The organism is Wolbachia endosymbiont of Protocalliphora sialia (assembly GCF_053891855.1).
Genome location: NZ_JAIUJX010000010.1, coordinates 1 through 18,262 on the forward strand (window position 1 = coordinate 1; position 18,262 = coordinate 18,262).

An 18,262-nucleotide genomic window follows, 5' to 3' on the forward strand; every position below is an offset into this window, starting at 1 on the left:
GAGTTGAACTAAAAATGCGGTTTGACACAGTTTATTTAACACTCCCCTAAAGTTCCAACACACCTTTCTCTGGATCAAGATGTAACAAAAAGAAAAAGCAGTACCACACGATCTCTCTAATTTAATATCACTTAGCGTTACTTTCTGCTATTGATCTTACTGCTTTTACATAACACTTATGCTCTTCAGCTAGAATGCGCTCTGAGAGACTGTGAACATCATCATTTGGTAACACTGGAACAGTAGCTTGAGCGATTATGGCTCCAGCATCAATTTCATGAGTAACATAATGCACAGTACATCCTGTAATTTTTACACCCGCTTTCAGAGCTTGCTCCTGAGCATTTAGGCCCTTAAATGACGGAAGTAAAGAGGGATGAATATTTATAACTTTGTTATGCCATTTATTCAGGAAATTGGCCTTTAGAATTCTCATAAACCCTGCAAGGCAAATTAAATCAACCTTATGTTGAACAAGTATTTCATGAATTTTATCAGTATTAAGTGGCTTATCTTCAACAACAAACGCTGAAACTCCTGCTTGCTTTGCTATTTTAAGGCCTCCAGCTTCACTATTATTTGTGATAACACACACAGTTTTAGCAGGGAAATTCTGATCTTGACATGCTTCTATTAAAGCTTGCATGTTTGATCCTCTACCTGAAATTAGTATTCCGAGTTTTATCTTTTTCATTTTAGTACAGCTGTAAGAATGGACATTAATAAAATAGCTCAAAAAGAAAGTTTATTTTAGAATAAATACTATTGTGCAGCAATATTTTACACTGCTGGATAACATGGAATTAAAGAAATCATTCAGTTTGAAGTAATTTTAACATTTAATTTTAGGAATATTATACAATTTATGGTAAATAAATGCATATTTTTATGGCTGCGTTATTATTTATTTAACAAAGTATTAGTATAATTTACTACTGAATTAAATGGAGAAAATTCAATGAATAAATTACCAAGCAATGCAAAAACAAGCAAGTCTCAGGTTACTCAGTGGGAGGTAATAAAAAATTGTGAATATTCTGATAATTGTTTATCAAAAGTAGTAACTTTATACGTTATTAAAATGGCGGAATTATCAGATATTTATACGAGTAATGAACCTGAAATTAACACTATACTTACAAGAATAAGCATAACAAGTGAAAATGCATTTTTAAATAAGGTTGTTGATATTGAAATTATGGAGGGCATTTTTCCGTACAAATTCAACAGCAAGAAGAAAAATAACATATCAAGGCTAGAAGATTTGTACAATTATTTATGTTCTACTGTTATTGATAGCCTTCCAAAAGAAATGCTTGAAAGCCTAATAAGAGAATACAGAGACGCTGTTAACTTATTTAAAGCAATTACTTAACTAGGTGTAGCATTTTTAAGACTTTACCTTCTATTTCAGAAATGCCACTTTCAAGATCTTTATCTATCAAACATATGATAGATAAATATGTTTTCTGCTTCTTTTCAACATTGATAGTTAAAGTTCCAGGGGTAATCGTAACCGAGTTAGCAAATAATGCAATGGTCTTATCATTATGTCCTATGCATTCCCTTACAATAACAATTGGCTCAACTGTAGATTTGAATCGTAGCACCTTTTTTGTTACATAAATACTTGAAAAAATAATTTGGTAAATTAGCCAAGGTATATAACTTATAAGCTGATAAAGTGACAGCCTACCACTATCATTTAGAATTTGACTAAGGGCACTTTCAGCATCAATTAACCTTTTAAAGATAATCAATGTGAACACAGAAGAAAATACTCCACAGAGAATAAAAAAAGGCTCGAAATAACCAGACAATGTAATCCATAGAGAAGACAAAATCACAAATGATAGAGAAAAAAACTTAATATTTTGCCTGACTTTCATGATTTGGAGTATAACTTAAATGATTTTTTAGGAAAATAAAAAGTTCTTGATTTTTGTGTCAAAGAACATAATAACCAAGTTATTTTAATAAGTAGTGGAGATTATGACGCTTGATGATTTTCTAAAAATGCTTGAAGAAATAAATGATACTTCAGGTTTAAGCAAGAACAACATAGTTGAACGAATAAAAATAAAATTAGAAAGAATTGATTTACGGAGGTGGGAAGATAGTGGATTTAATATCAATCATATATTCACTACACATAGTGATCTAGATCCTGTAGAAACTACATTGTTGCATTTTGCTGCTAAGAGTGGCTATGAAAACATAGTAATAGCTCTAATTGAATATGGAGCATATGTTGATGCATGGGACAGCGATGGATGCACCCCTTTACATTTTGCTGCTGAATGGAACCACAAAGGCATATTAGATATTTTAATTGAAAGTGGAGCAAATGTTAATGCGTGGGACAATGATGTATGTACACCTTTACATCTTGCTGCCGAAGGTGGAAATGAAAGTGTAGTAAGAGCTCTAATTGCATGTGGAGCAGATGTTAACGCGCAGAACAATGATGGACACACTCCTCTACATTTTGCTACTAAGAGTGGCTATGAGAACATAGTAATAGCTCTAATTGAACACGGAGCATATGTCGATGCGTGGGATAATTATAGAAGCACTCCCTTGCATTTTGCTGCTGAAAGTGATAATGAAAACATAGTAAGAACTCTGATTGAACATGGAGCATGTGTTAATGTGTGGGATAGCTGTGGACGCGCTCCTTTGCATTTTGCTAGCGATCATGAAAGTATAAGAGATATTTTAATTGAAAGTGGGGCATATGTTAGTAAACAGAACAATAATAGATATGCTCCTTTACACTTTGCTATTGAATGGGGCTGCAAAGATGTAATAAGTTCTTTGTCAGGTAATGCTAGTCCTAGGGCTGAAATGGCAGTAGGAAGAGTGGAACAAATTACACTTGCAGGAAGATTGGAGCTTTTTTAACCAAACTTGCATTTACTGAGATAATTGTTTTGTTATGAATTAAACCAAAAGTTCTGTAATATATTGAAGCTTAAAGATATCTTTAGATATGGAAGTTATTGCAGAAAATAGAAAAGCAAGGTTTGAATACTTTATCTTAGAAGAATTTGAAGCAGGTATGATCCTCTTAAGTAGTGAAGTAAAATCACTAAGGGAAAGAAAAGCAAACATTTCTGATGCTTACGTTACTGAAAAAAAAGGCGAAATATGGCTAAACAATATGCATATCGCAGAGTATAAAGCTGCAAACCAAAAGAATCACAAGCCAAAAAGAGAACGAAAATTGCTTTTGCATAAAAAAGAGATAAATAAGCTAATTGGTCAAATCAAAACCTCTGGAATAACTGTTGTGCCACTTTCTATCTATTTTAATGATAAAGGGTTGGCAAAAACTAAAATTGCTATTGTTAAAGGAAAAAAACTCTACGATAAGAGAGCAACCATAAAGCAGAAAGAGTGGGACCGTGAGAAAAGTAGATTGCCTAAGAATAATTTGTAGTAAAATATGTCTTTAAGTCCAGTTATTTTTAGCATCGGTCCTGTTTCTATATATTGGTACTCTTTAGCATATGTTTTGGGTATAGTTTTTGCATATTGGTATTTACATAAGCTAGACAATCAAAAAATATTTACTAAGAATTTTTACGATTCGTTATTAACAGCCGTTATTATAGGCATTATCCTTGGAGGTAGGATTGGGTACGTATTGATATATGATCCAGTTCTCTATATAAGCAATCCTATCGAAATACTAAAGACCTGGGAAGGAGGTATGTCATTTCATGGTGGTGCTATAGGAGTTTTGCTTGCAGTAATAATCTCCTGTAGAAGACATAACATTCCTATATTTTACACACTGGATCTAATTTCTTGTGGAGTTCCGATAGGTTTACTTCTAGGCCGCATAGGTAATTTTATAAATGGAGAGTTATTTGGCAGGGTTACAACTATGCCGTGGGGTATGGTATTTCCAGAAAGTGGTGATAATTTATTGCGCCATCCAAGCCAACTTTATGAAGCATTTTTAGAAGGAGCGCTACTTTTCGTAGTTGTAAATTCACTATTTTTCTTGAACAAAATGAGATTGTATTACGGTGCAACAACTGGTATTGCAGTTATGTGGTATGGAATAGCACGTTTTGTGGTTGAATTTTTCCGCGAGCCAGACTATCAAATTGGCTATTTATGGTTCAATTTAACTATGGGACAATTTCTTTCTATACCTATGATTTTGCTGGGAATGCTTATATATTTAGGTGCGTTGAACTTAAGATTTAATACGAAATCTGTTCAATAGAGAAAAGGTAAGTTTAATCGAAAAATATAGTGGAAGTTTATTTATTCCATACTATGTACAATTATGTGAATTTTTTGTCTTGCAGAGAATAAATGTAAGACCAGCAAACCTTCGTTGTATAGCTATAAGAAAAACTTAGTAGCTACTGACCAAATTCATTACTAAGTAGATATTCATTTTCCACCAGAATATTCCTGATTGAGAAGCTACTTTATTAAAACATATTTTTAAATTTTTGCCAAAACCCTGGTTGATTATCATTAACCTTTGTGAAGGCTATGTTTAAACTGTATCTCGGATCATTTGGCATATCATATCTAATATTCAGTATTGAAAATTTGTTTTTATTATGAACAGAAACATCGTCATATGATAACTTTGTCGTGTAGCACTTTATATGTTTTTGCTTATCATATACTATATCACCTGATTCCCCTTCTAGTTCTACAAATTTAGTTTTTTTCTGACATTCTTTTATTTTTATTAGATCCTCGTTTAGTGATATTGAAACCGGTAGTGTATTCCCAGCATACTCTTTAGCTAAAAGCTCACTTTGAGGATACATTTTTATTTCCCTTCCAAAATGTGAGTCTATAAAATTATTGCTCCAAAATTTGTCTCCAGAATGTACATATTCGTCAGTAGCATACGGTACACCACCATAATTGCATTGAACTTTGTAATCTCCAACACCATTATTTTGAAAAAAATCATGAATGGCAGCGTAACTATCAGCAGCATCATTTATGTAATCCATTACCTACCCCTTAAAACCTTTTAATTTATTATATCACAAGAAATTAAATCTTCTAACAAACTCCTAAGAACCTTTTTCATCTATCGGCTCCTCTTTCATTAGTATATAACCAAATTCCTTTGCTTTTTTAAGCAAATTTTTGACTACTCTCTCTTTGTAAAGTGTTTCATAATAGTTCATTCCTTTCTCTACATATTCTTGTCCATATTTCAACATTTGATAAAAGATACATGCTAATTTCCTTGCTGTCGCAGTTATTGCTTTTGGTGCTCCTAGCCTTTTTTTCAGCCTTCTACTATATGCACCTATTGCACTTTTGCTTCTCAACACACAATGGGCAGCCATTCGAAATGCATTCGCAGCGCGGTTAATAACTTTACGAGTTCCTGTTCCAACAATTTTTCCTCCTGTAATTTTATTAGCAGGGCTTAATCCAAGCCAGGAAGAAAAATGTTTTTCTGTTGGCCATTTATTATGATTTATACCTGTTTCCGAAATGATAGTTTGTACACTTAATACATCAAATCCCGGGACTTTAGTAAAATCTATCCCGGTTATTCGATTTAAATCCTCATCCGCAGCAAAATCTGGACCATTCTTCTGCTTCCGCTTTCGTATTTTATTCAACATCCTGTTCTCATTTGACTTTGCCTCAAATGTTTTATAGTAACTCTCTATACTTTTATCACATTCCGTTATTTGCTCTTGAAAAAAAGTATATGCTGCATATTCTTGTTTTAGTGCAAACAAGTGTTCTTCTCTATAGTCTTCTGTTAATGCTTTTGCTATAGTAGGCTTGTCATTCTTCATGTTTGAATTTCTAAATTCAGCTAGTTTTTGGGGGTCTTTCTCTCCTTCAATTATTGCTTTAATAATTTTCATGCCTGTTAAACCGTTGATATCACTAATAACCTTATGCAATTGAATATTCATTTGAATTAGCGCTTTTTGCATACGTTGAGTATGTTTAGCTGCATTTTCAATTAGATTAGCACGTTGTCTAACGTAACTACGCAATACACACATTTGATTATCCGGTCTAAATGATCCTTGAAGCAGTCCATAGCTGTGCAATTGTTGCAGCCATTGACAATCCTGAACATCAGACTTTCTACCAGGCACATTTTTGACATGTCGCGCATTTACTAGTTTTACCTCAAATTTATATGATTCTAATATTTGAAATAAGGGAATCCAATATACTCCAGTTGACTCCATGGCCACAGTTCTAACCTGACACTTTTTTAACCACTTTGCTAAGTTGTGTAGATCTACTGTAAAGCACCCAAATTTTTGGATACGTTGTTCATCTCTTCCTTCAGGTACACATATATAATGTACAGTCGAGCCAATATCAATCCCTGATGCGTCAGGGTTTATTATTTTTAATTTACTTTTTGCTTCTGCCATATAAAATTCCTCCTATACTATTATGATAAGAAGCACTTCAGCTTGGGACGGTTAGGTTATACAATCTTCTAAACGAGGTAGTCCAGAAAGAACTCCATCAATGGCTTTACCGTTTCCCCCAAAACCATGCTTTCAAACGGGCATTTATAGCACCATTGATTGTTTCGGTTATAGCTGCAGAAGCGCTTCTTCGTAAAACTATATCCAAAAAACATAAAGTAAAGAGAAAGAGTTTCTTTTTGGTTTTACAGATTTCGTCTGTTCAGGCTTTCAATTTTGTCAGTGAAAAGACGGCTTGTTTCTAAACTCTTTTCAGGTTTAATAATATTTACACTAAGATTATCATAATGATTAACTTCTGCATTTTCGCCTGGCCAATAACGTCCATCAAAAAAGCCTACTAGACCATCTTCTTTTAGAAATTCTTTTGCATCATTCATCCCTTCTTCAATTCGAATAAGATATCTACCTAACCTATTTTCAAAATTCTTTTTCTGATCTTCATTAGTAAACTTCTTATCTAATATATTCATTATTTCTTTTTGCTGACTCAATATAGCATAGTTAAAAAGAAAAATATCCCTTTTTCTTCGATAATAATTTGCTATTTTATCAAATGGATCTGCCGGCCGGCCGCTATTATAATTTACATAATCATTAGGGTCTTCACATTTATTATCCTTAAAATCGAATCTCAAATTTTTAAAATCTGATAATACTTCTTCTGCCCTACCTTTAAGAAACTGAAGTGTACTTTGGAGCTTTTCTCCATAACTCATTCCATCTTTAATCCTAGAATAAATATACTCACCCAATCTTTTTCTAAACTCTTCTTGTCCTTTGAGATCAGGAAGCTTATTATCTAATATATTGATTATCTCCTTTTGCTTGCTTAACACTACATAGTCAAAAAGGCCTCTCTCTTTTTTATACTTCTCTGCTATTTTGTTAAAACACTTACTATCATTATAATCCAATTTTTCGAAGTCTTGGAGCACGTTTTTTACATCATCCTCACTAAATTGAAGATTTATTTGAGGAGACGCGTCAGCTCTACTTTGATCATCAAGTTGAGGATTTTTTTTAGTAGATTGGACTAATAAACTTTCTGTGCTGTTAGAGAAAGAATTATTATTTTTTTCAGGCGGTGAGTTTTTCTCCTCACTACTGAAAATATTAAAAATGCGACCAATCATTTCACACCTCTTATACGGAAATAAGCTTAATTATAACTTAATGCCAAATGTTGTAAAGCTAAAATTAATATGTAAATTCATTTTTTAAGACAATTATAAGTATCTTCCTATAAAAATTTTATAATCAGCATATGACAAATGTTTAAGATATTGATTTTGTTTGTATTTTTATTACTTTACCAGGCAATATTATTAATGAATGAGTCAGACAAATATCTTGGTTAAACTTTACTCCATCCACAAACTCTCCATTTGTTACTCCAGTTGCAATGAACACTGATTCACTTTTTGCCATGTCTTTCACGGTGTAGATTTTTTCTGGGTCAGTGATATTCAAATTTTTTGCTCTTTCTTTTAATTGATCCGTGTCAAATATTAATCTTCCTTCTATCTGCCCACCGATTGAGCTTAGCGCTGCTGCTGCAAGCACTCCTTCTGGAGCTCCACCTGTTCCAATATACATATCGTGATTGCCATTTATTAGTGAAACTATGGCTGCAACATCACCATCATCTATTAATTTCACTTTTGCTCCTAGCTTCCTAATTTTTGCTATTAATTCATCATGTCTTTCACGTTTAAGTACAGTTACTATAAGATCACTTGCTTTACATCCTTTTGCCTTGGCTAAATTGTCCAGATTCTTCTCAATCCTATTTTTTAGTGAGACTACACCCTCTGGGAGATTTTTTCCCACTGCTATCTTTTCCATATAAACATCAGGTGCATGTAAAAAATTACCTTTTTTTGTTGCAGCAAGAACAGACATTGCCCCTTGTTTATAGTGAGCGCAAATTGTAGTGCCCTCAAGTGGATCAACAGCGATGTCAATTTCAGGGCCACTTCCTGTGCCAACTTTTTCTCCGATATATAGCATCGGTGCTTCGTCCCTCTCCCCTTCCCCAATCACAATTGTACCATTTATTTCCATTGAGTTTAGCACCGTACGCATTGCATCAACTGCAACCTGATCGGCCTTTTTTTCATCACCAAGGCCTGCCAATTTATATGCAGCAAGTGCTGCAGCTTCGGTTACTTTCACTAACTTATAAGCTAAATCTTCCATCATTTACTCGAGAATCATAAATCAATATATATCATGCCATTTGAGACTGCAAGATTACTTGACTAATTTTGATGGAATTGATATAATAAAACATCGTAATAGTAGGTTTAATTATGCTGTACAGTAAGGAGGACATCAGAGAGTTATGTCTAGATGCAGATAGCTTTTTAATTAATGATAATAGGTACAACAATAAAATCACCCTTGAAAGCTTGCAAAATAGGTTAAGAAGAAAGGCTAAATTTAAAGACATTGATTTGCAAAGTAAATGCGAAGGGAACAATTCATTAGGAGATTTACTTTTAAAACTTGCATATAAAAATGACTACCTACGTGTTAGGGAATTTTTCCTTAAAAATGGATTCAAGCCTCCTGAGCAAGAACAAGTAACTGCTGATGAAAACAAGGAAAAGGAAGAGCAAAATACACCTAATGTAGAAGAAGATAGAGCAGAACTTAGCAACAAAAATGAAGATGATCAATTTTCTATGTCATACAATAAGATAAGGAAAATTGTAACTAATAATTCTAATATAACTGCTGAGGAGTTTAGTAATGAGCTTAAAAAAGAGAAAATAGATATAAAAATAACAAACCAAGATGGTTGGACCTTGCTTTATTATGCTGTCCGTTCAGAAGGACCTTATATTACCGAAGATCGTAGTATATTTTTAAAGACTGTTAAGTTACTCACAAATTTAAATATCGGAATCGATTTTAAAGATACTGCTTCCAAAACTGTGTTGGGTACAGCTGCAATAAATAAACAAGCTGATGTTATAAAGATACTCTTGGATAGTGGTAAATTTAATGAAGAAGAAAAATTTAACGCTCTGCGTCTTGCTATTATCCAAGGTAATGTTCAAGAAGTTGAAGCATTTTTAAGTTATGTAAATGATAAAAGCAGACAAGCAGCTTTAGAGTTGGCTATAAATAATGAAATTATTAAGGTGCTTTTAAACTTTATTAAACCAGAAACACCTAATGTAAAAGAAAATAGAGCAAAACCTTGCAGCAGTAATGGAAACGTTGGTAATAGATCTGTAGCAACAGCGCCTCCAGTTAGTACTAATGGTAATAATAACAAAAATGAAGCACCTGTATCAACAAGGACTGGCCCAACTGTCACACCAAATAATGATAAGAAAGCTAACGGCTTTGTAGAGGCTCAATTTTCTCCACCACATGAAAAAGAAACTAAATACAAAAAAAATAAGGAGAGTTTTTACACCTCATTAAGGAGTGATGTTGTTGGAGTTGTTATTGCAGGATTGTTTGTTGCTGCTGCTGTGACGGTTCCATCTTTAGCTGGTGCATTAGTTTGCAGTGTCCTAGCTATTTTAGTTGTAATGGCAACTGGATTACATGTAAAAAATTTTACACTTCCAAGTTACAGCGAAATGAGAGAAAATAAGGTTGAACCTGTAAATTCAAGTTTGAGAAACCATGCAATCTAGCTCCTAGAATCACTTTTCAAACCAATTATAATTTCTTGATTGTTAAACCACTTTATCAAAATTAAGTGGGACTAGTGCGATTCGAACGCACGGCCTTCGGATTAGGAATCCAACGCTCTATCCTACTGAGCTATAGTCCCATGTCTTCTGCTATTTATGCAAAATTATAGCAAAAAGTCTCGCATTTTTCTAGGCACCCTGTACAATTAATTCACAATAATAAAAAATATTTCTGTATTTCTTGAATGTAATACTGTTATATTTAATAATACGATTCCAATTGAAAGATTAATGCTAGTTAACAATATTAGTTACTTTTATAGTAATCAAGATGGCTTTGCTTTAAGCAACATCAACATTCAAGTGAAGAAAGGAAGTGTTGCCTGTTTACTAGGTCATTCTGGCTGTGGCAAGTCAACAATTCTAAAATTAATCGCAGGAATAGAAAATCCAAAATCTGGAACCATTGTTATAAATGATAAATTAGTTGCAAGTAACAAAGTGTCAATTGCTATAGAGCGTAGAAATATCGGATTGATTTTTCAGCATTCTGCATTATTTCCTCATAAAACAGTAATAGAAAATATAACTTTTGCTATTTGCAGTACTTCTAAGAAAGAAAAATACCTTACTGCATTGGAAATCTTAAAGCTATTTAATATAGAAAAATATGAAAACATGTACCCTCATGCTTTATCAGGAGGACAGCAACAATTAGTTGCAATAGCAAGAGTAATGGCGCAAAATCCTGATGTTGTTTTGCTCGATGAACCATTTTCTAATTTAGATATACTGCTCAAATATCGAATAAGGTACCATATATTGTCACTTTTTAGAAGCAAAAATATTCCTGTACTCATGGTAACTCATGATCCGCAAGAAGCGTTGAAAGTTGCAGATTTTATTTACGTGATGAAAAATGGTAAAATTATTCAATCAGGAGTTCCTAGCTACATATACCACAGACCTAAAGATGATACGTTAGCAAAATTTTTTAGTGAGCTTCCTTTTACTCTAAAGCTAAACTAAACTTAATGTTAGGATAAAACTATTATAAGATAATTAAAAACTCTTGATTTATAATTCAATAAAAGTGATATAATTTATGTATCACTTGGCTTCAGTCAAGTTTTAATACCTAAAAGTTAATATTTTCAACGGAGGTACAAATGAGTTTAGGTCCATGGCAGCTGTTTCTAGTCTTAATAATAATCTTAGTTCTGTTTGGTGCAGGTAGGTTACCACAAGTTATGGGTGATTTAGGCAAAGGCATTAAAAACCTTAAACAAGAACTTAAGGATTCAGAGAAACTATCATCTAATGAACCAGATCGTTAGCTTCCTTATGTTTCGTGACACGCACTAAAGTGCGTGTCATTTGTTTAAACAAGGCTAAAGAATTGAAGAGGTATGATTGAAGTACAGTAATAATTATGTTAGTTAGAAGTTATATTGTTATTAAAGGGTATCTGTGGAAAAAAGTGTGAAATTGACTGAAGATAAAAAATTGGCCTCTGATATTCTAAAAGAGGTTGCAGATACTAATAATAACGATAATGATAAAGTAACATTATTTGATATTAAAACAGCTTTACATGAGCGTGGTTTTGGTATTTTAATAATCATCTTCTCTTTACCGCTATCAGTACCTATACCTGTTCCACCTGGCTATACAACCATTCTTTCTATACCTTTAATCTTATTTTCACTGCAGCTTCTATTTGGGTTTGATTCTCCTTGGATGCCTAATTGGCCAGAAAGGAAATCTTTTCAACGGTCAACACTAGCTCTCGTGGTAGAGAAAACTTCACCTACATTAAAAAAAATAGAAAAGTTCATGAAACCAAGAATGTCTTTCATTTTTCGTGGTCCTGGTGAAAAGATTCTAGCTTTTATGATGTTGCTTTGTGCAATAATAATAGCTCTTCCATTACCTTTTACTCACTTCCTTCCTGCAATTGGTATAACTCTTATTTCACTCGGCATTATGGGTAAAGATGGATTTTTATCTACGTTAGGAGTGTTAGTTTCATTCTGTGCGTTATTGGTTACCCTTATTGTAATAGTTAAAGGACCAAAACTTATAGCCGGAATACTTTCTCTTCTTAAAAGCTTTACAAAACTTTAATAAAAGAATGAAGTACAGCATGAAATGAATAATCGATATTGAAATATAGCAATAACTATGTTAGTTAGAAGTTATATTGTTATTAAAGGGTATCTGTGGAAAAAAGTGTGAAATTGACTGAAGATAAAAAATTGGCCTCTGATATTCTAAAAGAGGTTGCAGATACTAATAATAACGATAATGATAAAGTAACATTATTTGATATTAAAACAGCTTTACATGAGCGTGGTTTTGGTATTTTAATAATCATCTTCTCTTTACCGCTATCAGTACCTATACCTGTTCCACCTGGCTATACAACCATTCTTTCTATACCTTTAATCTTATTTTCACTGCAGCTTCTATTTGGGTTTGATTCTCCTTGGATGCCTAATTGGCTAGAAAGGAAATCTTTTCAACGGTCAACACTAGCTCTCGTGGTAGAGAAAACTTCACCTACATTAAAAAAAATAGAAAAGTTCATGAAACCAAGAATGTCTTTCATTTTTCGTGGTCCTGGTGAAAATATTTTAGCATTTATAATGCTGCTTTGTGCATTATCGATAGCAATCCCACTTCCTTTAACTAACTTCATTCCTGCAATTGGTACAACTCTCATTTCACTGGGTATCATGAGCAAAGATGGATTTCTCTCTATAATCGGAGTATTAGTATCATTGTGTGGGTTATTACTTACTCTTGTCGTAATAGTTAAAGGACCACAGCTTATATTTGGAGCATTTTCTTTTCTAAAAAGCTTTGTATATGGTTAAGCTTTACAACACTTTAACAAAAAAAAAAGAGCCCTTTACACCGATCGATAAAGATCATATAAAAATGTACGTCTGCGGACCAACAGTATATGATACTGCACATATAGGAAATGCACGTTCTGTTGTTGTTTATGATGTATTATTTCGACTGCTGAAATTTTGTTATGGCAAAGTTACTTATGTGCGTAATATAACCGACATCGATGACAAGATAATCAATGCAGCAAATAAGAAAAGTAGTAATATAGAAAGTATCAGCGCATATTATACCAAAGCTTTTCATGAAGATATGAGAAGCATAAATTGCGTAGAACCAACACATGAACCAAAAGCAACAGAAAATATAGACCAAATTATTGAGTTAATTGAATCTTTGCTGCATTCTGGTCATGCTTATGAATCAAATAAACATGTATATTTTAGTATAGAATCTTACCCTGAGTACGGTGTTTTATCAGGGAAAAAAATTGATGAGTTGGATCATGGTAATAGAGTTGAAGTGGGTGAAAATAAAAAACACCCAGGAGACTTCGTACTTTGGAAACCTGCAAACGAAACTGACTATAAACTTTCAAGTCACTGGAATAGTCCATGGGGAGAGGGAAGACCAGGGTGGCATATAGAATGTTCAGCAATGTCATATGCTTACCTTGGCAAAGATTTTGATATTCACGGTGGCGGTATAGACTTGCAATTTCCTCATCATGAGAATGAAATTGCACAGAGTAAATCTGCATTTGCTGGGTCAAAGTTTGCAAAATATTGGGTACACAACGGTTTTCTTACGGTAAATGAAGAGAAAATGAGCAAATCCTTATTTAATATAGTCAAAGTAAGGGATTTGTTAGATAGTGGAATAAAGGGTGAAGTAATACGTTATGCGCTGCTTAAAACTCACTACAGAAAACCACTTGATTGGACAGAAAATGTTATCTCTGAGTCGCAAGAAACTTTAAACAAGTTTTATCGGTTATTACGTAGTACATGTATTGAGGAAAGTGATGCAGAAGTCTCTAAAGATTTTATAGAGGCTTTGAAAAACGATTTAAACATTCCTGAAGCTGTAGCCATATTGCATGAAATGGCTACAGAAATCAATAAGACAATTAATGAATATGAGAAGCTCAAATTAACTAAGAACTTTGTTAAAAGCGCAAGGTTCATTGGTCTTCTTGAGTCAAGTTATCAAGAGTGGTTTGCAAGTGATGTAAGTCATCAAGAAATAGAAAGGTTGATAGACTTAAGAAAAGTAGCAAAACAAAATAAAGATTATGATACTGCGGACAAAATAAGAGAGCAATTGAAACAAATGGGGGTTACAATTTCTGACAACGAAGATGGTACAACAACTTGGTATGGAAAATTATCTCCTATTGTTTATAGATAGCCTAGTATCATCACTTATCTTACCCATACATCAAGGTTTTGTACTTTACACTATGTTATGCTTTAGGTCACATTACAATCCACTACTTATATTACTTTTTGGAGTATCGGGATCCAGTCTTGGTGGAATAGCTAACTGGTATTTAGGTAGAATAACAATTTTTATCAGAAGATCACATCACAAATTAGAGAATGAAGACAAAACACCAAAAATTGTAAGGCACCTACTGATTTGTGCAGTTGCATTGCTTTCGTGGGTACCAGCACTTGGAAGTGTGACTCAGATTTTATCCGGTTACTTCAAGTTAAACCTTTATATTCTTGTTCCCTTAATTATTTTATCTAACTTCCTCTGTTTGTTGTATCTAACGTTTACCATCTAACTAAACATCAATAAATAACTTTTCTTCTGGTCATATTGAGCTAAATTTCTTCTTCAAACTACCTTTTAAAACGTTTTTATTAGTTTTTGTCATAATACGATCAAATACTCCTAATAACCTCTTAAATAAGCTTGGAGTGAGAGAAGAGATAGGATTAACAGATACGTTATTGTTTTTATCATCACCATTTGCTTTGTAGTCTATTGAAATAATCCCCCTACTCTTCCCACCAGTCAGAAGTTTTCCGATTATAGGGATTTTCAACAAAGATTTGTTAATTGAGTATGCCGGTATTACTTGTCCTTCAACCTGGAACTTATAATCCTTAGTATTGAGCGTACCACTAGTACTAATGCCCAGTTCCGCTCCTTCAAGCCAAGATTCTTCAATTTCAACAGTGCCATCTTTATATGAAAAAGGTACATTAAACTTATAAAAATGCACACCTTCGTTCTTTATAGCATTTACAATGCCAGGAAGTGAGGACATTGATAATAAAGTGGTAAGCAGTGGAGCATCTTTGATATAGAAATTGCTGATAGATAACATACCATAATGTCCTCCATTTTCTCTCTTAGAAGATAGATAAAGAGAGAATTTGCCGTTTTTAACTGATTTACTAATCCCTAAAGAACGCAAAAGCATACCTGAATTATCCGCGTATATTTCAAGCCCTATTTCACTGTATTCTGCTAATATACTACTATTATCCTCTGAAAACTTTCCTGTAAATTGACTTCCACTGCAATCACCTTTAGCGCAAGTTACGTTCAGCTTGGCATCTTCTATGGTAATGCCTTCTTTCATAATTATATTGTCAACATTCATAGTAACTTCTATTTTGTTACTTAATCGATTACTATCTTTGCCAAGTAAACCTAACACATCACTTAAGTTGATTTTCTCACCGTGAATAGTTATGGCATCTTTCTCCTTACCTGATTCAATTTCTATACTAAAATTATTATCAGGTAATTTAAAATTGCTAGAATTTAAATATAGATTTCCATTTTCTACTCTTCCGCTAAATTTTATGTCTAGATCACTTCCTACAACGTCTAGTTTATCTATTAGTAACTTACCTGCTCCTTTTAGCCTTGTAGAAAATAAAACTTCATTGTGATCTTCAAAATGATTTTTCCATCCTAAGTAGCTTGAACGCAACTCAAGCTCTGATAAATCTATATTACCATTAACATATCCAGTCTTATCTTGATTTATCGCTGATTCTATATTTGCATTGATATAACCATCACCGAAATTAAGTATTTGAGCAGGTAAATCTCCAGTCAAACTCCAGGCAAAATTTTCATTTTTATTGCTACTTTTGAGGTCAAATAGCAGCTGTGTATTATTTACCATACCACTGCCATTTAAATCAATAAAATCTCTGCCGAAATCAAGCTTAATATCATACTTACCAAGACTTTCATTATATACGACCAAATTATCAATTTCAGAATAGAAATTTGCTGAGAAGTCCACTTTTTTACTATCACCATTTAGATTAAAAATACGAAAATTGAATATAGAATTTGCTATTCCACCTACTTTATCTCTTTCAAATTTTACCACATCATCCAGCTTAAATTTTATAGGCTCATATAACCCATAAGCATCACTTACAGCCTGACCATTAATGGTAAGAACAGAATCTTCTTTATTGAGAGAGTTCATTTCAATATAACCACTATTGATAGTAAAATTCTGAAACTTAGCTCTATTTACAATAATTTTGAGATTGTTATCCTTGAGAGTTAACTCACCGTTCAAGTTCTCTACTCGTTCAAAATCCTCATCAAATTGAACGCTGCCATTTTCTATATCAGCAACAATTACAATACCTGACAGATCATCATTTATTAAACTATCGATTTTACCGTTAAAACTTATAATTGTATTTATAATATTCCCATCAATATTATTACAATACCACTTTCTAAATTCATTGTTCACTAGACCATCTGGTACATAAGTACATAAATCTTTTGCAACAAGTTTACTAATATTAACTCTAAGCAAAGCATGATTTGTGCCAAAGTTCATTTTGCCAATCAAAGAAAGGTAAGTATCATTTAACTTAAAATGAAAGTTTTTTACGCTAATGATTTCATCACTATATGTCAAATTTACATTTACATTAGTCAAGGCTAAGTTTTTACCTGAGTGACTCTCTGTATTTAACACGTATATGTTTCCATCCATAACTTCATCCTTTCCATTAATTCTCATTGAGAAGTTCCCTTTGAACCCTATTTCTTTGTCCAAATTGTAACTTTTAACTAGTGTGGAAAACTCGTTAAATAGCCCCAACTTTAGGTTATAAAATGTTCCATACAAATTTAACAAATTATTGCGATTTTTTATCATAATAGATAAATCATCTAGAATCCCCTTTTTATCTTTTGTATGAACACGAATATCCAAAACATTAAAATTTTCCTCCTTTCCTACATATACTTTATCAATGAAGAATTCACCTTCCGTGCTTTTATTGACAGCAATGTTAGTAATTTCAATCCTTGAGTCTGCATTTAAGTAGAAAAAAATTTTTCTTATTGTCTTCAGCAGATTTTTTGTACTACTCATCTTATCTGTCATTACAGATGTTGTTATTCCTCTGGTCTCTTCCTTCTTGATATATATGTGTACATTACCAGCTAAAACCTGAGAGAACTTTTTGGAACTTAACTTAAAGTGTACGAAAAGCTCAGGAACTTCTATGGTAAAGTCAGGATTTGTTATTTTTAAATCTGTAATGACTAGCTTGCCATCTTTCTGCCAAATAACCGAGGTACTCTCCATGCTGACATCCGAATTGGTAAATATCTTTAATATTTTTTTCTTTATATAAAAATTAATATAACTAATATTGATTTCTAAAGGACCTTCCCCTTTAAAAGGGATAAAGAAGCAGAATATAAATAATAAAATTATAGAAAATGATAGAGCTATTTTTTTAAGCATCGATTATTGCTTTTCTTGCTAAGCTGTCGGCTTCTTCATTGTATTTATCACCATTATGCGCTTTCACCCACTTCCAGTTAATCTCATGTTGCAAAGCAACATCGTCTAATTCTTTCCATAATTCTATATTTTTTACTGACTTCTTATTACTTGTCTTCCAGCCGTTCATTTTCCACTTATTTATCCATTCTGTTATACCGTATTTAATATAGAGGCTATCCGTATACAAACTGATATTACAAGGAAATTTTAATACCTTCAGTCCATTGATCACTGCTGTTAACTCCATTTTATTATTTGTAGTATTTTCTTCTCTACCACAGATGTTCTTTCTATGATTTTGAAATAATATGATTGCTGCCCACCCTCCTGTCCCTGGGTTACCAGAGCATGCTCCATCTGTGTATATTGTCACTTCCTTTTTCTTCATCTTTAACTGTAGTGAATTAATAAAGTATATCGTTGCTTCTATAAAATCACAATTTTTATAGATATAGAGGTAATTTAAGCCGCACCTTTAA

The 18,262-nt window shown here is 32.9% G+C and carries 19 protein-coding genes and 1 tRNA gene; 11 read left to right on the plus strand and 9 right to left on the minus strand.

The window, feature by feature from the left end:
• Nucleotides 1–127 precede the first annotated feature (127 nt).
• Nucleotides 128–694 carry a phosphoribosylglycinamide formyltransferase gene (purN, locus tag LB100_RS04510; protein ID WP_143689443.1) on the minus strand — a complete coding sequence of 189 codons (567 nt, stop codon included), beginning with the start codon at nucleotides 692–694 and terminating at the stop codon, nucleotides 128–130.
• Between the two features lie 264 nt (nucleotides 695–958).
• On the opposite strand from purN, the gene LB100_RS04515 reads away from it, so the two are divergent.
• Entirely contained in the window at nucleotides 959–1,375 is a 417-nt protein-coding gene (locus LB100_RS04515; protein WP_017531777.1) for a hypothetical protein, read from the plus strand.
• Here LB100_RS04515 and LB100_RS04520 read toward each other — a convergent pair.
• A complete protein-coding gene (locus LB100_RS04520; protein WP_127463654.1) occupies nucleotides 1,368–1,889 on the minus strand; it encodes a Na+/H+ antiporter subunit E in 522 nt (173 codons plus the stop codon). The genes LB100_RS04515 and LB100_RS04520 overlap by 8 nt on opposite strands.
• A 103-nt stretch (nucleotides 1,890–1,992) precedes the next feature.
• Between LB100_RS04520 and LB100_RS04525 the strand changes: the two genes are divergently transcribed.
• From LB100_RS04525 to lgt, 3 genes are all read left to right on the plus strand, one after another.
• On the plus strand, nucleotides 1,993–2,904 hold the full coding sequence (locus LB100_RS04525; protein WP_456201564.1) for an ankyrin repeat domain-containing protein: 912 nt from the start codon (nucleotides 1,993–1,995) through the stop codon (nucleotides 2,902–2,904).
• 88 nt (nucleotides 2,905–2,992) lie between these two features.
• Nucleotides 2,993–3,442: an SsrA-binding protein SmpB gene (gene smpB, locus LB100_RS04530; protein ID WP_456201565.1), complete on the plus strand. Its 450-nt coding sequence runs from the start codon at nucleotides 2,993–2,995 to the stop codon at nucleotides 3,440–3,442.
• 6 nt (nucleotides 3,443–3,448) lie between these two features.
• Nucleotides 3,449–4,240: a prolipoprotein diacylglyceryl transferase gene (gene lgt / locus LB100_RS04535; protein ID WP_264337137.1), complete on the plus strand. Its 792-nt coding sequence runs from the start codon at nucleotides 3,449–3,451 to the stop codon at nucleotides 4,238–4,240.
• 214 nt (nucleotides 4,241–4,454) lie between these two features.
• Here lgt and LB100_RS04540 read toward each other — a convergent pair whose 3' ends face one another.
• From LB100_RS04540 to glpX, 4 genes are all read right to left on the minus strand, one after another.
• Nucleotides 4,455–4,997 carry a hypothetical protein gene (locus LB100_RS04540; RefSeq protein ID WP_264337136.1) on the minus strand — a complete coding sequence of 181 codons (543 nt, stop codon included), beginning with the start codon at nucleotides 4,995–4,997 and terminating at the stop codon, nucleotides 4,455–4,457.
• 63 nt (nucleotides 4,998–5,060) lie between these two features.
• Entirely contained in the window at nucleotides 5,061–6,407 is a 1,347-nt protein-coding gene (locus tag LB100_RS04545) for an IS110 family RNA-guided transposase (protein WP_456201510.1), read from the minus strand.
• 245 nt (nucleotides 6,408–6,652) lie between these two features.
• Nucleotides 6,653–7,603 (minus strand): hypothetical protein, encoded by a 951-nt coding sequence (locus LB100_RS04550; protein ID WP_456201566.1) that lies wholly within the window; start codon nucleotides 7,601–7,603, stop codon nucleotides 6,653–6,655.
• A 142-nt stretch (nucleotides 7,604–7,745) separates the two neighbouring features.
• Nucleotides 7,746–8,669 (minus strand): class II fructose-bisphosphatase, encoded by a 924-nt coding sequence (glpX, locus tag LB100_RS04555; protein WP_456201581.1) that lies wholly within the window; start codon nucleotides 8,667–8,669, stop codon nucleotides 7,746–7,748.
• 113 nt (nucleotides 8,670–8,782) lie between these two features.
• On the opposite strand from glpX, the gene LB100_RS04560 reads away from it, so the two are divergent.
• Nucleotides 8,783–10,126 (plus strand): ankyrin repeat domain-containing protein, encoded by a 1,344-nt coding sequence (locus LB100_RS04560; RefSeq protein WP_456201567.1) that lies wholly within the window; start codon nucleotides 8,783–8,785, stop codon nucleotides 10,124–10,126.
• A 66-nt stretch (nucleotides 10,127–10,192) separates the two neighbouring features.
• Here the strand turns inward: LB100_RS04560 and LB100_RS04565 are convergent.
• Nucleotides 10,193–10,266 (minus strand) — tRNA-Arg (locus LB100_RS04565).
• Between the two features lie 151 nt (nucleotides 10,267–10,417).
• Between LB100_RS04565 and LB100_RS04570 the strand changes: the two genes are divergently transcribed.
• The 6 genes from LB100_RS04570 (at nucleotide 10,418) to LB100_RS04595 (ending at nucleotide 14,774) form a co-directional block, all read left to right on the plus strand.
• Nucleotides 10,418–11,155 (plus strand): ABC transporter ATP-binding protein, encoded by a 738-nt coding sequence (locus LB100_RS04570; RefSeq protein WP_456201568.1) that lies wholly within the window; start codon nucleotides 10,418–10,420, stop codon nucleotides 11,153–11,155.
• Nucleotides 11,156–11,295: 140 nt separating this feature from the next.
• On the plus strand, nucleotides 11,296–11,463 hold the full coding sequence (gene tatA, locus LB100_RS04575; protein ID WP_006013840.1) for a twin-arginine translocase TatA: 168 nt from the start codon (nucleotides 11,296–11,298) through the stop codon (nucleotides 11,461–11,463).
• A 133-nt stretch (nucleotides 11,464–11,596) separates the two neighbouring features.
• Nucleotides 11,597–12,253, plus strand: a complete 657-nt coding sequence (locus LB100_RS04580) for an exopolysaccharide biosynthesis protein (RefSeq protein ID WP_456201569.1) — start codon at nucleotides 11,597–11,599, stop codon at nucleotides 12,251–12,253.
• 95 nt (nucleotides 12,254–12,348) lie between these two features.
• Nucleotides 12,349–13,005, plus strand: coding sequence for an exopolysaccharide biosynthesis protein (locus LB100_RS04585; protein WP_006013843.1), 657 nt, complete (start codon nucleotides 12,349–12,351; stop codon nucleotides 13,003–13,005).
• On the plus strand, nucleotides 12,998–14,392 hold the full coding sequence (gene cysS, locus LB100_RS04590) for a cysteine--tRNA ligase (protein ID WP_456201570.1): 1,395 nt from the start codon (nucleotides 12,998–13,000) through the stop codon (nucleotides 14,390–14,392). Before LB100_RS04585 ends, cysS begins: the two co-directional genes overlap by 8 nt.
• Nucleotides 14,361–14,774, plus strand: a complete 414-nt coding sequence (locus LB100_RS04595; RefSeq protein WP_319606761.1) for a YqaA family protein — start codon at nucleotides 14,361–14,363, stop codon at nucleotides 14,772–14,774. Before cysS ends, LB100_RS04595 begins: the two co-directional genes overlap by 32 nt.
• Nucleotides 14,775–14,804: 30 nt before the next feature.
• Here the strand turns inward: LB100_RS04595 and LB100_RS04600 are convergent, their stop codons facing one another.
• A complete protein-coding gene (locus tag LB100_RS04600; RefSeq protein WP_456201571.1) occupies nucleotides 14,805–17,741 on the minus strand; it encodes a YhdP family protein in 2,937 nt (978 codons plus the stop codon).
• Complete coding sequence (gene rnhA, locus LB100_RS04605) at nucleotides 17,734–18,171, minus strand: ribonuclease HI (RefSeq protein ID WP_010401349.1); 438 nt, start codon at nucleotides 18,169–18,171, stop codon at nucleotides 17,734–17,736. The genes LB100_RS04600 and rnhA overlap by 8 nt, the downstream gene beginning before the upstream one ends.
• Nucleotides 18,172–18,262 lie beyond the last annotated feature (91 nt).

Bases quoted from the DNA above. Each gene is read 5' to 3' on its own strand.
- LB100_RS04550 (WP_456201566.1), bottom strand. From the start codon at position 7,603: ATGATTGGTCGCATTTTTAATATTTTCAGTAGTGAGGAGAAAAACTCA.
- LB100_RS04600 (WP_456201571.1), bottom strand. From the start codon at position 17,741: ATGCTTAAAAAAATAGCTCTATCATTTTCTATAATTTTATTATTTATA.
- LB100_RS04545 (WP_456201510.1), bottom strand. From the start codon at position 6,407: ATGGCAGAAGCAAAAAGTAAATTAAAAATAATAAACCCTGACGCATCA.
- LB100_RS04525 (WP_456201564.1), top strand. From the start codon at position 1,993: ATGACGCTTGATGATTTTCTAAAAATGCTTGAAGAAATAAATGATACT.
- glpX (WP_456201581.1), bottom strand. From the start codon at position 8,669: ATGGAAGATTTAGCTTATAAGTTAGTGAAAGTAACCGAAGCTGCAGCA.
- purN (WP_143689443.1), bottom strand. From the start codon at position 694: ATGAAAAAGATAAAACTCGGAATACTAATTTCAGGTAGAGGATCAAAC.
- LB100_RS04570 (WP_456201568.1), top strand. From the start codon at position 10,418: ATGCTAGTTAACAATATTAGTTACTTTTATAGTAATCAAGATGGCTTT.
- LB100_RS04515 (WP_017531777.1), top strand. From the start codon at position 959: ATGAATAAATTACCAAGCAATGCAAAAACAAGCAAGTCTCAGGTTACT.
- tatA (WP_006013840.1), top strand. From the start codon at position 11,296: ATGAGTTTAGGTCCATGGCAGCTGTTTCTAGTCTTAATAATAATCTTA.
- LB100_RS04560 (WP_456201567.1), top strand. From the start codon at position 8,783: ATGCTGTACAGTAAGGAGGACATCAGAGAGTTATGTCTAGATGCAGAT.
- smpB (WP_456201565.1), top strand. From the start codon at position 2,993: ATGGAAGTTATTGCAGAAAATAGAAAAGCAAGGTTTGAATACTTTATC.
- cysS (WP_456201570.1), top strand. From the start codon at position 12,998: ATGGTTAAGCTTTACAACACTTTAACAAAAAAAAAAGAGCCCTTTACA.
- lgt (WP_264337137.1), top strand. From the start codon at position 3,449: ATGTCTTTAAGTCCAGTTATTTTTAGCATCGGTCCTGTTTCTATATAT.
- rnhA (WP_010401349.1), bottom strand. From the start codon at position 18,171: ATGAAGAAAAAGGAAGTGACAATATACACAGATGGAGCATGCTCTGGT.
- LB100_RS04520 (WP_127463654.1), bottom strand. From the start codon at position 1,889: ATGAAAGTCAGGCAAAATATTAAGTTTTTTTCTCTATCATTTGTGATT.
- LB100_RS04540 (WP_264337136.1), bottom strand. From the start codon at position 4,997: ATGGATTACATAAATGATGCTGCTGATAGTTACGCTGCCATTCATGAT.
- LB100_RS04595 (WP_319606761.1), top strand. From the start codon at position 14,361: ATGGAAAATTATCTCCTATTGTTTATAGATAGCCTAGTATCATCACTT.